Here is a 15,255-nt window from a genome sequence, read left to right on the forward strand (position 1 = left end):
CCGGGCATGACGTTAAAAGAGCGCTACCGCAAACTCAGCGGATACAGTGTCTTCGGCGCATACCGGAAATCATAGTGATCGAGTGTCACGCCCGCGGGGCCAGGCGCATCGCATTCGATGATGGCGCGGGTGAGCGGCGTGAAGCCGGCGCGGAAATGGTTCTTTGCCTTCACGCACAGCAGCCCGACCTTGGCAAGGTCGATGCCGTGCAACGTGAAGTAGGCCGGATCGTTGGGTGTCTGGCAGGATGAGGTGACGATCACCTTTATGCCCTCGGCCTCGAACAGGGCCGTATTACCGACGTCGACGGTGAGATTGTTTTCATACGGGCCGACATTGCGGAACTTGCCGTCGGTCAGACCCAGCACTTTGGCGCCGATCCGCACCGGCTTGCCGAAATGCGGGCTGACACGCCCGCCGAAAGAGACATCCATCATGGCGCCGATACCGGCCTTGCGCGCGCGTTCGACCAGATCCGGGTCCCAGAAGAAGCCGAACACGCAAGGCACATCGGGCTTCTCATCAAGGAGTGCCCGGAACAAGGCCGTGGTATCACCGATGCCCCCCGAAAGGGGATTGTCGGCAGGATCGGTGATCGCCGCTGGCTTGTCGCCTTGTGTCGCCAAGGCGAGGGCAATGGCATCGGCGGGCGAGGGTGGCCGCGATTGAAAGCGCGCCTGCCGTGCTGCCATTTCGCTGGCCAGCGCCTTTGCCGCGCGTTGCGCCAGCATCCGGTCGCCATCGGCGAACACCATGGCGGTGGGGCCGGCAAAGGGTGAGTCGCCATAGGCGAAGCCACCGAAGATGGCGGCTTCCAGAATGCCGGGTTCCGCGCGCCAGTCGGCGGCGAGCTTGGCCATCTCCGCCATCGGCCCGTCGGTCGTGCGCATGTTGAAGCTGGTATAGATCGCCGGCACCTTGGCAATCGCCCCCACCGGCTTCACTTTTCCCTCGGCCATCCCGGTCAGCAGTTCCAGTGCCCTTGCGGCCGTCTGGTCCATGTCGATATGCGGATAGGTCTTGTAGCCGGTGGCGACGTCGACGAGCTCGATCATCGCCGCACCCAGGTTGGCATGGAGATCGAAACTGGCCGCAAGCGGTGTCTTGCCAATGAGCGCCCGCACATCTTCCAGCAGTTCAAGTTCCGGCGTCGGGTTGCCGCAGGTCACCATGGCGCCGTGCAGCGACAGGTATACCGCGTCCCATTTTTGCCGCTGCAGCCCATCAAGGATCTCGCCGCGGATGGTGGCAAAGGCCGTGTCGGTGACCGGCCCGCCCGGCGGTGCCGCGGCGCAGCGCAGGAACGTCACCTCCCAATCGGGGTGACTGTCGGCAAAGGCGACGGCGGCACCAATCTCGGTTGCCGTGTCGCGGTAGAGCTTGATGGCGTCAGCACCTTCCGCCCATTCCCGCGCCTGGAAAGTATCGAGATCGGTCGTGAGGGGCGAAAAGGAATTGCCCTCATACCACAGCCGCGCCACCGCCAATTTTTTTGTCATTGCCACCGGCTATTGTCAGCAGATCTGGTGCAAAAAATAGCCCAGGCTGCGGCTTGCGTCCATCTCGCCACCGCGTCTACAGTCCCGGCGCGACCCGCATACCCACGTTCTAGGCCCAAGTATTAGGTAATGGGGAAAGATTATGGCCCGCGACCCACGTTACGACATCCTGTTCGAACCGGTGAAGATCGGGCCGGTGACCGCCCGCAACCGCTTCTTCCAGGTGCCGCATTGCAACGGCATGGGCCACCAGCATCCCCAAGGCCATGCCGCCATGCGGGGCATGAAGGCGGAAGGCGGCTGGGCAGTGGTGGCGACCGAGGAATGTGAAATCCATCCCTCCGGCGACGTCACCCCCTATGTCGAGGCGCGCATCTGGGACGATCACGACATCCCCTATCTTTCGATGATGACCGAGGCCGTCCATCGCCACGGTTCGCTGGCGGCGGTGGAACTGGTTCATAACGGCCCGTCCGCCTCCAACCTCTACAGCCGTGAAGTGCCGATGGGACCGATCCATCAGCCGACCAGCTATTACCCGTTCCAGGCCCGTGCCATGGACCGCGAGGACATCCGCAACTATCGCCGCTGGCACCGCGAAGCGGCCGTTCGCGCGAAGAAGGCTGGTTTCGATATCGTCTATGTCTATGCGGGGCATGATCTTTCTCTGCCGATGCACTTCATGCAGAAACGCCGGAACCAGCGCACCGACGAATATGGCGGCTCGCTCGAGAACCGCGTGCGCCTGTTCCGCGAGCTCATTGAGGAGGCGAAATCCGCGGTGGGCGATCGCTGCGCCGTTGCCGTGCGTTTTGCGGTCGACGAGATGATGGGTGCGGACGGTATCAGCGCAGACGGCGAAGCGCCCGAGATCGTTGCCATGCTGGCGGAACATCCCGACCTCTGGGACGTCAATCTTTCCAGCTGGAAATACGATTCCCAGACCTCGCGCTTTTCCGAGGAAGGCTTCCAGGAACCCTTCACCGCCTTCGTGAAATCGCTCACCACCAAGCCAGTGGTGGGTGTCGGCCGCTATACGTCGCCAGACCGCATGGTCTCGCTGATCAAGAAGGGTGTCCTCGACATGATCGGCGCCGCCAGGCCCTCGATCGCAGACCCCTATCTCCCGAAGAAGATCGAGGAAGGTCGCCTCGACGACATCCGCGAATGCATCGGCTGCAACATCTGCGTTTCCGGCGATTACACGATCACGCCGATCCGCTGTACGCAGAACCCGACCATGGGCGAGGAATGGCGCAAGGGCTGGCATCCGGAAATCATGCCGGTGAAAGCCTCATCCGACCGCGTCCTGATCGTGGGCGGCGGCCCGGCCGGTCTGGAAGCCGCGCGCGCCCTGGGTCTGCGCGGCTATGAGGTGGCGCTGGCGGAGGCCTCGACCGAACTTGGCGGCCGCGTGAATTCGGAATCGCGCCTGCCTGGTTTATCGGCCTGGGGTCGTGTGCGCGACTATCGCCTGGGACAGATTGCCAAGATGAGCAATGTCGAGACATATCTCGACAGTCGCATGAGTGCTGCCAACATCCTGGAGCAGGGCTTCGAGCGGGTGGTGCTGGCGACCGGCTGCCATTGGCGCAAGGACGGGGTGGGGCGCTCTCACGCCTTCATGATTCCCGGTCTCGACGATGCCAATGTCTTCTCGCCGGACGACATCATGGCCGGCCGCCTGCCGCCCGCCGGCACGGTCCTCATCTATGACGATGACATGTTCTATCTGGCCGGTGTGCTGGCCGAACGCCTGGTCAAGGCGGGGCTCGATGTCGTCTATGTGACGCCGGGTGACACGGCGTCGAGCTGGACCATCAACACGCTGGAAGTCTTGTTCATCAACAAGCGGCTGCGCGCCCTTGGCGTCAAGGTGATCACCGCCCATGACCTCGTGGCCGTGCGCGAGGGAGTGGCCGAACTCGCCTCCGCCTATGGTGAAGAGCCGCTCCACATCGCCCTCGATGCCGTCGTGCCGGTGACCGCACGCCTGCCGGAAGAAGCGCTCTATCACGATCTCATGTCGGATGAGGCGGCGTTGAAGGATGCCGGCATCAAATCCGTCACCCGCATCGGCGACTGCCTGGCACCAGGCCTCATCGCCTACGCCGTCTATGCCGGCCACCGCTACGCCCGCGAACTGGATACCAATGATGTCGGCGAAGTGAAATTCCGGAGACCGCTGCCGCTGATGACGACAAGCTGATAGAGCCCCCTCACCCTGACCCTCTCCCGCAAGGGGAGAGGGGATGAGATCTGTCGGCTTAAGTAAACGATCTCAGAGGTGCCGCGTGGAATAGCCCCTCTCCCCTCGCGGGAGAGGGGTTGGGGTGAGGGGGACCCCTCGCTCGCCTCTAATCCGGCATCGCCCTCACGCCCACATGCGGCATGTGTTCGCCGCGGGGATCAAGTTCCGGCGCACCGTAGGCACCCTGGACGGCGGGGACGGCGACGTAATTGCCCTGCTCCTGTGGTGTCTTCGCTTTGCGGCGGCACACGCGGTAGAGGGCGAAGGCGAAGATGAGGGCATAGCCGCATCCCACGAACAGGAACAAGGCGCGCGGCTCCAGCTCGTTCATGGCAAGGCCGGCGAGCGAGGGGCCGATCGAGGCGCCAAGACCCCAGGCGAACAGCAGGCCGCTCGAGGCTGCGACGAAATCCTTCCTGGCGATATAGTCGCTGGTCTGGCCGATCCCCAGCGCATAAAGCGGCGACTGGAAGGCCGAGAGCAAAAAGAAAAGCGCCAGCAGGAACATGTAGGGGAGTTCCGGCGTCGCGTAGATGATCAGGCACAGCAGCGCCGAGGCCGTGACCGTGCCGATGATGATCGGCCGACGACCATAGACATCCGCCGCATGGCCGATCGGGAACTGTGCGATCAGCACGGCGATGGTGCCGATCGAAATGAGAAAGGAGAGCTCCCGCTCACCCATCGCCATGGCGTCGATATAGGCCGGCAGCAGGCCGTAGAGCGCGCCGTTGAGGAAACCGGCACCAAAACAGCAGACAACACCCAGCGGTGAAATCTTGAACAGGCGCCGGATGGAAAGATGTGTGTGTTCACTGATGATCGGATTGCCGATCTTGGTGAGGCCCAATGGGATCATGGCGCTGGCCAGGCACAAGGTGCAGAGCGCAAAGAGCAGGATGCCGGTGGGGTCGTCGACATTGAGCAGCAGTGGTGAGACGCCCGAGGCACCCCAGCTCACTGCCGTGTAGATCGCAAAGATACGGCTCCGGGTCTCGTCGGTCGATTTGTCGTTTAGCCAGGATTCGATCACCACGAAGCCGCCGGCCAGGGAAAAGCCGGCGATGGCCCGCAAGGCGATCCAGAAATAGGCGTCCTGGATGACGAGATGCAGCACCGTGGCATCCGCCGCCAGCACCACGAAGACGCCGAAGGCGCGGATATGGCCAACGCGCCGGATGATACGCTGGCACACCAGCGTGCCGGCGAGGAAGCCCACAAAATAGGCCGAGGCCGCGACACCGACGATGATGGTGGAAACACCCCAGCGCGCCAGCTGGATGCCGATGAGCGGCATCAGTACGCCCAAGGCCAGCTCGATCAGCGTAATGCCGATGAGCACGGGCAGGACCGGCTGTGTGGTGCGCCAGATCGCCTGAAACATCAAAACCCCCGACTGCCCGCTTTCCGCGGATTGGACCCCGGCGGACTGTAGTGCGTCGGTGGGTGGTTTGGCTATATCTTCCCCCTCTCCCTTTAGGGGGAGGGCCGGGGTGGGGGGCGATGCCAGTTTCGTTTTGCGGCAATTGCCGCCCATGCCCCCACCTAACATCCCCCTTTAGGGGGAGGGATAAGATTTCTAATCGACCAGCGCCCTCGCGCCGCGCTTCAACAGCCCGTTGGCGATGATCGCGCGCTGGATTTCGCTGGCCCCTTCCCAGATGCGGTCGACGCGGAGTTCTCGGAAGAAGCGTTCGGCGACGTTTTCGCGCATATAGCCGCGGCCGCCGAAAATCTGGACGGCGCGATCGGCGACGCGGCCGGCCATCTCGCTGGCATAGAGCTTTGCCATGGCGCATTGCGCATGGGCGGTCTTCAAATCCGCACCCTCGTCGATGGATCGCGCAGTTTCGTAGGTCATGAGACGCGCCGCGAACAATTCGGTCAAGCTGTCGGCCAGCATGAACTGCACCGCCTGCTGCTCGGCCAAAGGCTTGCCGAAGATGATGCGCTTCTGTGCAAATGCCGTCGCCTCCTCGATCAACCGCTGTGCGGCACCACAGCAGCGGGCGGCGATCATGAGGCGCTCATGGCGGAACCAGGCATAGGTGAAATCCATGCCGGCCCCTTCCGCGCCGATGCGATTTTCGACCGGCACCCGCACATCGGTGAAGCGATAGATCGGGTGATGTGCGCGGTAGGTATGGGTATAGGCCGGCGTCCGCACCAGTTCGACACCGGGCGTTCCCTGGTCGATGAAAAAGAGGGCATGGGCGCCCTTCTTCGGCCCCTCGGCGATCTTTGCCTGGAAGAAGATGAAGTCGGCGAGATTAGCGCTGGTCACATGCCACTTCTCGCCGTTGAGCACATAATGATCGCCGTCGCCCCCGCTCACAAACTGGGCGGTGGCCTGGATGGCATCGACGTCGGAGCCGGCCTCGGCCTCGGTGATGGCGTAGCATTCGTGCCGCGCGTCGGTCATCAGCGGCTTGATCCAGGTCTCGATCTGATAGGGGGAGCAGGCTTCGAGCATCCAGGCTTGCGGGTTGTTCGAGCACCAGCCCAGCGCATTGGTGGCGCGGCCGGTCTCCTCCTGCGCCACCGCCTGCTCCAGCTTGGAATAGCCGCGGCCCCCCATGGATTCCGGCATGTCCATATTGTCGAGGCCGGCTTCTTTGGCCTTGGTTTTCATGCGCGTCCAGATGTCGTCTGGCACTAGCCCCTCATGCATCTCGGCATGCTCTTCCCAGGGGATGAGCTCGGCTTCGACAAAGGCGCGCACGCGCGCCTTGATCTCGCGGGCACGGGGCGGCAAGGGGATGGTCATGACGAAAGCTCCGGTTGGAAAGAGGGAGGGTCAGGCCGCGGCGTTGCCGTTGGCAGCCGCCACCTTGCCGCCGAATTCCTTGGGGAACAGCCCGCCCAGAAAGGCGCGGACGCTGGCCCGGGCCGTGTCGCGGTCGGTCTGCTTGGGATTGAGCAGCATGTCGAGCCACAGCCCGTCGATCATGGCGTTGAAGCCGCGGGCGATGAGGCCGGCGTCAAGCCCCTGATAGCCACCCTCGTCAATGAGGGCCTGGAAGGTCTCGGTGGTACTTTTCTGGAAGGCGGTCGAAAGGTCGGCGCAGAGTTTCAGGAATTCCGGGCGCCAGCGCGTCTCGCCCCAGAAGGCATACCAGACGGTGACCTGCTTCCGGTTGGCATGCGTCCGGGCAAAATCGGCTTCGATCATGGCGTCGAGCTGGGCGGCGGCCGATTTCCCGGCCTTGGCCAGCACGCTCTGCATATGCTGCTCGTAATCCTCGACCAGATGCTTGAACGTCGCGATGAGCAGCGCGTCCTTGCTCTTGAAGTAGAAATTGACGATGCCGACGGAAAGCCCTGCCTCTGCGGCGACGTCAGCGATCTTCAGCTCGGTAAAGCCCTTGCGGGCAATCCCGTCGATCGTCGCCTCAATGAGCTGCCGGCGCCGGGCCTCCTTGGCCAATTCGCGGCTCATGCCAGGTATTTCCCTTTCGGGCGGCAGAACCGGCCAGCGGATCACAGCCATGTCGGGGCCCCCAAGTGTCAGGCCGCCGACCGGCTTTCGCCCAGCAAAGCGTCATTGCGCCGCCGCAATGTCCCGGCCGCCGGCGCCTGCACCTCATTCACGATGGGGCAGGCTGCCCGAATCCGGTCGTGGAAATCTACCACCGCATGCTCGTAATTGGAAAGCGGCCCCGGCTCATAGCCGTGTGAGCTCATGCCGAGCTGGACCCGCTCGCAGAGTTCCCGGTCCTCGGCACCCACCTGGCGGTTGATGCGGGCATTCAACCATTGCATGGCTTTGGCCTCCCGGGTGGCTTCGGCACTCACGGGCCGGACATAGATCGGATAGCGCATGACGCAGGTCTGGCCGGTCATGGGCAGGATCTGGAAAATGTCGAAGCTGTCCGGATAGATGTCGAGGCCGATATTGGGTGCCAGCGAAAAGAAGGTCCAGGTCTTGCGCGCCTCTTCGGGCAGGTCCAGGAAAGCCTCCTTGGCGAGGTGCTGATACATCCGCTCCGCCCGGTTGGCCGAGGGAATGCCCTTCAGCACGCTCTTGCTGTAGGCAACGCCATGCTCGTTGATGACGCCGGTCAAGTCGCTGTCCAGCATCCGGTTGAGGCCGGGATGGCCGATGGTGATGTGGTAATTCTCGAGATTGTTGTCGACCGCGATCTTCCAATTGCAGTCCCAGGTCTCGGTCCAGGCCTTGCCGGCCGGAACCATTTCCTCCAGCCGGTAGCTGGCGATGATGTCGGCCATCTCGCCGAAGGTCTCGCGCAAGGTCGGGCCGCCCGGCACCACGCGGGCGAACACCAGGCCGGAGAGGATCTCGATCTCGATCTCCCGCAGGCCAAGCTTGTCCTTCTCGACGCCGGGGAAGGTCTTCTCGGCCGGGATGCCTTTGAGTTCGCCGGAGAGGTCATAGCTCCAGCCATGATAGGGGCAGGTGATGCGCGCCCGGCAATTGCCGGTGCCGTCGAGGAGCTTCGCCGCCCGGTGGCGGCACACATTCATGAAGGCGCGCAAGGTCTCGTCCTTGCCGCGCATGACCAGGATCGAATCGCGCTTGAGGTCCAGGGTGGCATAGTCGCCGGGCTTGGCCACTTCGCTGATGTGGCAGACGAACTGCCAGCTGGGCAGGATCAGGTTCTCGTATTCGAGGTCGACCAGCTCCGTGCTGGTGTAGGCCCAGGCCGGCAAGCTCACCGCCAACCCGCCATGCAATTCGTCCCGCACCGCCTTCGTCTTGATCTGGTCCATCATGGTCATCATCCCGCTCCCGATTTGTCCGCGTCTATATGAGATGATTTCTACAATGTATAATCAATAAAGTCAATGATTTCATATTAATAGAGTTAATATATTGAATGATGGTTCAATCAAAAATGAAGAAAATCAAAGACTTGGCCGGGGAGTCCTAAGCGGCCGGGACAGGGGCGGGATTTAAGTGGGAAGGGCGAAGGTTGGGGGGCTGAAGACACCCCCCTCTCTAACTCTCCCCCTCAAGGGGGGAGAGGATTGCAACGAGACGGATGAGAGTTTCGAGAATCTTCCCCCTCCCCCCTTGAGGGGGAGGGCCGGGGAGGGGGGTAGGGCCTAACCGACGAATATCACCCTTGCGCCAACGCCACCGCGATCGCGGCACCCAGATGTGCGTTGTTGCGCACCAGGGCGATGTTGGTGGTGAGCGAGCGGCCTTCGGTGAGGGCTGCCACACGCTTCAGCAGGAAGGGCGTCAAATTCTTGCCGCGATAGCCGGTGGTGTCGGCTTCGATGAGCGCGCCCTGGATCTGGCGGTCGATCTCGGCGGCGGGAATCTCGTCCTCGATCGGGACGGGATTGGCGATCACCAGCCCGCCCTTGAGGCCGAGCTCCCATTTGGTGCGGATGATGGCCGCAATCTCGCCGGCAGTGTCCGCGGTAAAGGGCGATTTGTGCCCGCTGTCGCGCGAATAGAAGGCCGGGAAAATATCGCTGCCCATGGTGATGACCGGGACACCGGCGGTTTCGAGATATTCAAGAGTGAGGCCGATATCGAGGATCGATTTGGCCCCCGCGCAGACCACCGCCACATTGCTCTCTGCCATCTCTTCAAGATCGGCGGAGATGTCGAAGCTCTTGGCAGCACCCCGGTGCACGCCACCAATGCCACCGGTGACGAATAGCTGGATGCCGGCCATGGCAGCGATGCGCATGGTGCTGGCGACCGTCGTGGCACCGTTGCCGCGGGTGGCGACCAGCACGGGCATATCGCGGATGCTAGCCTTCACCATGTCCGGCGATTGTGCCACGCGTTGCAGTTCGGCCGGGGACAGGCCGACCTTCAGCCGCCCATCGAGGATGGCGATGGTGGCCGGCAGGGCGCCGCCGTCGCGCACGATGTCTTCGACGATGCGTGCCGTTTCCAGATTCTGCGGGTAGGGCATGCCATGGGCGACGATGGTCGATTCCAGCGCCACCACCGGCGCGCCGGCCGTGAGGGCGGCAGCGACTTCCGGGGCGATATCGAGATATTGGTTCATGGCCGCTCCTTCTGTTTCGTGACCGCACGTGCCGTGATGGCGACGCTGGTCAATGAATGCACGGCACGGCCGGCGAGTTCCTGGCCCAGCCTTGCAGCTTGCGCGGCACTCTTGCCGCGGGCAAGGCCGTGGGCGAAGCCAGCCACCATGGCATCGCCGCCACCGGTGACATCGCGCACCTTGGCACCCGCTGGTGCCGGCAGCTGCACGGCAAAATTGATGTCGTCATGCGCGGAGGAGAGATAGCAACCCAACGGCCCCAACCCCACCAGCACATGCCGGACACCGCGCCGGTGCAGCAAGCGGACAGCGCGCTTCAAGGCTGCGTCGGTCCGGACCGGAAAGCCCGCCAGCGCCGCCAGCTCATCGCGGTTCGGCGTCACGGCGTGGATGGGCAGACCGCTGCGCAGCAGGTCAGCCAGGCGCTTGGCCTTGGGCACCGAGACCGGCTCAATGATCAACGGAATCCCGGCCATGGCGGCAATCTTCGCGATCTCCGCCAGAGTCTCGGCGCTCAAATTGCAATCGGCCACCAGCAGCCTTGCCGCCGCCAGCTGTTTCCGATGCCGTGCGATGAGGCGCGGTGTCATGCCATCGACCAGGCGCATGTCAGCAACGCCGATCACCATCTCGCCCTTGCGGTCGATCACGACGGCATAGGTGCCGGTATTGCCCTTGGCGCGGCTGGTGAGGCTCATATCGATGCCGGCGGCGGCCGAGCCCTCGATCAGCCGTGCGCCGGCATCGTCGTCGCCGACCACGGAGAGCAATGCCACGTCAGCGCCGAGACGCGCCAGATTCTCAGCGATGTTGCGCCCGACACCGCCCAGGCTCAGCGAGCTGCTGCCGGGATTGGAGGTCGCCGGCACAGTCTTGCCTTGGATGACGCTCTTGATATCAAGATTGGCGCCACCGATGACGATGATGCTCATGAAACTTAAGCCGCGGCTTGCGGCTGGTCGAATTGCAGTTCGGCAAGGCGCGCATAGAGGCCGCCTTGGCGAATGAGTTCGGCATGCGTCCCGATGGCATCGATGCGGCCCTTGTCGAGCACCACGATGCGGTCGGCTTTGAGGACCGTCGCGAGGCGGTGCGCGATCACCAGCGTGGTGCGGCCGACCATCAGTTTGTCGAGCGCTGCCTGCACCAATTGTTCGCTCTCGGCATCCAAGGCCGAGGTTGCCTCATCCAGCAGCAGCAGCACCGGGTTGCGCAGGACCGCCCGCGCGATGGCGATGCGCTGGCGCTGGCCGCCCGACAGGCGTACACCGCGCTCGCCGAGATGCGTGTCGATCCCCTGTGGCAGCCGGTCGAGGAATTCCGTGGCATGAGCGGCGTCGGCGGCCTTGCGGATAGCGGCATCGTCGGCATCGGGCTTGCCGTAACGGATATTCTCGGCGGCACTTGAGGAGAAGATCACCGGGTCCTGCGGCACCAGCCCCATGGTTCCACGCAAGGTTTCCGGCACCACGTCGCGGATGTCGATGCCGTCGACGGAAATACCGCCCTGGTCGGCATCATAGAAGCGCATCAGCAGCTGCATGACCGTGGTCTTGCCGGCACCCGACGGGCCGACGATGGCGACCGTTTCGCCCGGCGCGATCTCCAGGTTGAAATCGTCGAGCGCCTTCGTCTCCGGCCGCGATGGGTAATAGAAGGTGACATGGTCGAATTTGATGCGGCCGGTGAGGGGCTGCGGCAGATGTTTCGGCAAGGCAGGCGCCGTGATGATCGGCTTGGTGTTGAGAAGCTCGATGATCCGCTCCATGGCGCCGGCTGCCCGCTGTAGATCACCCACCACTTCCGTGATGGCGCCCAAGGAACCGGCCACCACGATGGCGTAGAAGACAAAGGCCGAGAGCTGGCCTGCTGAAATGCTGCCTGCCAGCACGTCGGCGCCGCCGATCCACAACACAATACTGATCGCCCCGAAGATCAACAGGATGACGAGCGCTGTGAGGAAGGCACGGGCGCGTACCCGGGCGGTCGCCGCATCGAAGGATTCCTCGACCCGCGCGCCGAAGCGCTTGCGCTCCTCGACCTCATGGGCGAAGGCCTGCACCGTGCGGATGCCATAGAGCGATTCACTGGCATCGGCCGACACTTCGGCAATCTTGTCCTGGGAGAGGCGCGAGAGTACCCGCACCTTGCGGCCATAGATGATGATCGGCGCTACCACGAACGGCACCACCAGGAACACCAGCCCGGTGAGCTTGGGGCTGGTGATGAACAGCATCACCGTGGCGCCCACCATCATGATGGTGTTCCGAAGTGCGATCGAGGCGGAGGAGCCGACCACGGTCTGCAGCAAGGTGGTATCGGTGGTGAGGCGCGAGATCACCTCGCCGGTGCGCGTCACCTCGAAGAAACCGGGCGACAGGCTCACGATATGGTCGAACACCGCCGTGCGGATGTCGGCTACCACACGTTCGCCCACCCAGGTCACGAAATAGAAGCGGGCATAGGTGCTGACCGCCATGATGACGGTGACGCAGAAGAGGGCAAGGACCGTCTGGTCAAGGATATGCGGATCGCCGAGGCCAAAGCCGCGATCGACCAGATAGCGCATGCCGCTGCCCAGCGCCAAGACCGTGCTCGCTGAAACCAGCAGGGCCAGCGTCCCGCCCACCACGCGCAGGCGATAGGGGGCAACAAAGCGCAGGAGGTCGGTCAAGCGCCGGAATTCGCGGGAGGTCGGCCGGTCGGGCAGGGGAGCACCACGCGCCATGATCGGGTCAGGCCTCGCTGGTGAGGGCGGTGAGGCCCAGCGGCCGGCCGAGCACGGCGGAGAATTCCGCCTCCAACCGGGCATGCAGCGGGTCACCGCCGCGGGTCGGCAGCCATTCGCCGCTGGTGAGGTCCGGCTTGAAATGGGCCGCCCCGCTCTTGGGGCTGGAGAGCCAGATTTCCTGGTTCGCCCCGTGCTTATTGATGACGTAGGTGCCGCCATCTTCCAGTTTGACGGTCAGGACCGATCCCTGCAGGTCGATATCGTCGAGAACATCTTCCATCCCGTCTTCCAGGGCGGTCAGCAGACGCTTCAGGGTCAGGCTGGCAAGGCGGTCGAACGCGGCTTCGTCCATGGTATTTCAAGCTTTCATTGGTCGACTTTGGAATAACCGCCTGGATCACGGCCTGCAACGGCTATTGTCGTCGCACCGTTAACCATTTTGTTAACCATAAATAAGGCGCCTGGCCCATGGGACGGCAAACGACATCCCTGCTTGCCATATAGGGTCCCCTTGGTTATAACCCGGCCAAATTCGCCCAAGGGTCTTAGCCCGTGGGTCTTAACCCATGGGTATCGACTAGGAGTTTTCGCCATGAAGGCCAACATTCATCCGGAATATCACGAGATCAATGTCGTCATGACCGACGGCACCAAGTTCAAGACCCGTTCGACCTGGGGCAAAGAGGGTGACACGCTCAACCTCGATATCGACCCGAAGTCGCATCCGGCCTGGACCGGCGTTCACCGCCTCCTGGATTCGGGCGGCCAGCTCGCGAAGTTCAACAAGCGCTTCTCGGGCCTCGGTCTCAAGAACAACAACGACTAAGACGGCAAATCATTTGCCGCAAGGTTCGCGAACGGCCGCCCCCAGGGGCGGCCGTTTTGCGTTTGGGGGCGTTGCCTCTCCGCTCCAATATTCCCCCTCCCCCCTTGAGGGGGAGGGCCGGGGAGGGGGGTATCTCTCCACCACTCGATTGAGCGAACCCTGTCGCACCCCCCCTCCCGCGCTCTGCGCGGCCTCCCCCTCAAGGGGGGAGGCGAATTCTGTCGCCCGCACCCTCACTGTCCATTACTCAGCCAACCGCAGCAACTGTGACGCATTCGTCATCAAACGCTTAACGTTCTGTCATGGTCGGTTGGCAATTCTTGCGCCCCGATAACGATGTCGCTTTCTTGCTCAGCTAGCATGGAGTCCCCGATGGCTTTCCGCATGATCGAAAACCGCCTCTCCCGTCGCCATTTCCTGCGCAGTACGGCGGCGGCCGGCCTGGTCGCGGCGGGCAGCATCGCCTGCCCGCGCCTCAGCCGCGCGGCGCAGCGGCCGGTCATCACCCATGGTATCCAATCGGGCGATATCGGCGTTGACCGTGGTGTGTTGTGGTCGCGGACGGATCGTCCTGCCAACGCGATCTTCGAATGGGCGACGACCGAGAGTTTCAAGGATGTGCGCCATCTGCCGAAGGTGGCGGCCCTGCCGGAATCGGATTTCACGGCGAAGATCCTGGCCACGCATCTGCCATCGGACCAGGAAATCTTCTACCGCGTTCGCTTCCAGGACCTCGCCGATTCAAGCCTCGACAGCGAGCCGATCATCGGCCACTTCCGGACCGCACCCCGCGCCAAGCGCGATGTCTCCTTCGTCTGGTCCGGTGATACGGTGGGGCAGGGCTGGGGCATCGACGTGGATCGCGGCGGCATGAAGGGCTATGCCACGATGCTGAAGCACGCGCCCGACTTCTTCATCCATTCCGGCGACAACGTCTATGCCGACGGCGTGGTTCAGGCAGAAGTGCCCCTGGCTGACGGCACCGTCTGGAAGAATCTGGTGACGCCGGAGAAATCCAAGGTGGCCGAGACGCTCGACGAATTCCGTGGGCAGTACAAATACAATTTCATGGATGCCAATGTGCAGGCGATGTATGCGCAGGTCCCGGTGCTGACGCAATGGGACGATCATGAAGTGACCAACAATTGGTCTGACTCCAAGGTTCTGCCGGACACCTACAAGGAGAAGTCGATTGCGCTGCTGTCGGCCCGCGCCGCCCGCGCCTTCCACGAATACATGCCGATCGCGACCGTGGCGGAGGAACCCAACCGCGTCTATCGCAAGATTGCCTATGGCCCGCTGCTCGATGTCTTTATGATCGACATGCGTACCTATCGCGGCCCCAACGGCGACAATCTGGAAACCGCGAAGGGCGGTCGTGCCGCTTTCCTGGGCCAGGAACAGCTCGCCTGGCTGAAGCGGGAACTGGCACTCTCGACCGCCACCTGGAAGGTGATCGCCGCTGACATGCCGCTCTCGCTGCTGGTCTGGAACAACGCTGCCGACAAGAAAGGCTTCGAGGCGGTTGCCAACAACGAACCCGGCAAGCCATTGGGCCGCGAACTCGAATTTGCCGACCTGCTGCGCTTCATGAAATCGGCGAAGGTGCGCAACACCATCTGGCTCACTGCCGACGTGCATTATACGGCTGCACATTATTACGATCCCAATCAGGCCGCCTTCCAGGAGTTCGACCCGTTCTGGGAGTTTGTGTCAGGTCCCATCCATGCCGGCAGCTTCGGCCCCAACGAGATCGACAAGACCTTCGGCCCACAGGTGAAGTTCGTGAAGGCGCCGGAACCGGGGCAGGAAAAGATCGGTCCCGCCGCGGGCCTGCAGTTCTTCGGTCATGTAAAGATTGCGGCCGACAGTGGCACCATGACCGTGACCCTGCGCGACACAGACGACAAGGCGCTCTGGTCGGTCGACCTGCCTCCGCAGAAGGCCTGATAGCC

At 63.1% G+C, this 15,255-nt stretch carries 12 protein-coding genes; 3 read left to right on the plus strand and 9 right to left on the minus strand.

Features of this window, described 5'->3' with window-relative positions:
• Window positions 1-23: 23 nt before the first annotated feature.
• On the minus strand, window positions 24-1,499 hold the full coding sequence (locus tag AC1DWZ_RS09905) for a M81 family metallopeptidase (RefSeq protein WP_477168720.1): 1,476 nt from the start codon (window positions 1,497-1,499) through the stop codon (window positions 24-26).
• 142 nt (window positions 1,500-1,641) lie between these two features.
• Between AC1DWZ_RS09905 and AC1DWZ_RS09910 the strand changes: the two genes are divergently transcribed.
• Window positions 1,642-3,708 (plus strand): oxidoreductase, encoded by a 2,067-nt coding sequence (locus AC1DWZ_RS09910; RefSeq protein WP_477168721.1) that lies wholly within the window; start codon window positions 1,642-1,644, stop codon window positions 3,706-3,708.
• Between the two features lie 148 nt (window positions 3,709-3,856).
• On the opposite strand, the gene AC1DWZ_RS09915 is transcribed toward AC1DWZ_RS09910, so the two are convergent.
• The 8 genes from AC1DWZ_RS09915 to cyaY all read right to left on the minus strand — a co-directional run bounded on the left by AC1DWZ_RS09915 (window position 3,857) and on the right by cyaY (window position 12,826).
• Window positions 3,857-5,134 (minus strand): MFS transporter, encoded by a 1,278-nt coding sequence (locus AC1DWZ_RS09915; protein WP_477168722.1) that lies wholly within the window; start codon window positions 5,132-5,134, stop codon window positions 3,857-3,859.
• A gap of 195 nt (window positions 5,135-5,329) precedes the next feature.
• Window positions 5,330-6,517: an acyl-CoA dehydrogenase family protein gene (locus AC1DWZ_RS09920; RefSeq protein ID WP_477168723.1), complete on the minus strand. Its 1,188-nt coding sequence runs from the start codon at window positions 6,515-6,517 to the stop codon at window positions 5,330-5,332.
• Window positions 6,518-6,547: 30 nt separating this feature from the next.
• Complete coding sequence (betI, locus tag AC1DWZ_RS09925; RefSeq protein ID WP_477168724.1) at window positions 6,548-7,189, minus strand: transcriptional regulator BetI; 642 nt, start codon at window positions 7,187-7,189, stop codon at window positions 6,548-6,550.
• 68 nt (window positions 7,190-7,257) lie between these two features.
• Complete coding sequence (locus AC1DWZ_RS09930) at window positions 7,258-8,484, minus strand: aromatic ring-hydroxylating oxygenase subunit alpha (RefSeq protein WP_477168725.1); 1,227 nt, start codon at window positions 8,482-8,484, stop codon at window positions 7,258-7,260.
• Between the two features lie 347 nt (window positions 8,485-8,831).
• Window positions 8,832-9,743, minus strand: coding sequence for a pseudouridine-5'-phosphate glycosidase (locus tag AC1DWZ_RS09935; protein ID WP_477168726.1), 912 nt, complete (start codon window positions 9,741-9,743; stop codon window positions 8,832-8,834).
• Entirely contained in the window at window positions 9,740-10,675 is a 936-nt protein-coding gene (locus AC1DWZ_RS09940) for a carbohydrate kinase family protein (RefSeq protein ID WP_477168727.1), read from the minus strand. Before AC1DWZ_RS09940 ends, AC1DWZ_RS09935 begins: the two co-directional genes overlap by 4 nt.
• 5 nt (window positions 10,676-10,680) lie before the next feature.
• Window positions 10,681-12,471 (minus strand): ABC transporter transmembrane domain-containing protein, encoded by a 1,791-nt coding sequence (locus AC1DWZ_RS09945; protein ID WP_477168728.1) that lies wholly within the window; start codon window positions 12,469-12,471, stop codon window positions 10,681-10,683.
• A 7-nt stretch (window positions 12,472-12,478) separates the two neighbouring features.
• Window positions 12,479-12,826, minus strand: coding sequence for an iron donor protein CyaY (gene cyaY / locus AC1DWZ_RS09950; protein WP_477168729.1), 348 nt, complete (start codon window positions 12,824-12,826; stop codon window positions 12,479-12,481).
• Window positions 12,827-13,066: 240 nt separating this feature from the next.
• Here cyaY and rpmE point away from each other — a divergent pair, with 240 nt between their 5' ends.
• Together rpmE and AC1DWZ_RS09960 are read left to right on the plus strand one after the other, a co-directional pair.
• The gene (gene rpmE / locus AC1DWZ_RS09955) at window positions 13,067-13,300 is read left to right on the plus strand and encodes a 50S ribosomal protein L31 (RefSeq protein WP_477168730.1); all 234 of its coding nucleotides are present in this window, start codon (window positions 13,067-13,069) and stop codon (window positions 13,298-13,300) included.
• Window positions 13,301-13,672: 372 nt separating this feature from the next.
• Window positions 13,673-15,250 (plus strand): alkaline phosphatase D family protein, encoded by a 1,578-nt coding sequence (locus tag AC1DWZ_RS09960; protein WP_477168731.1) that lies wholly within the window; start codon window positions 13,673-13,675, stop codon window positions 15,248-15,250.
• Window positions 15,251-15,255: the final 5 nt, after the last annotated feature.

Source organism: Dongia sp. P2_B8 (genome assembly GCF_056404715.1).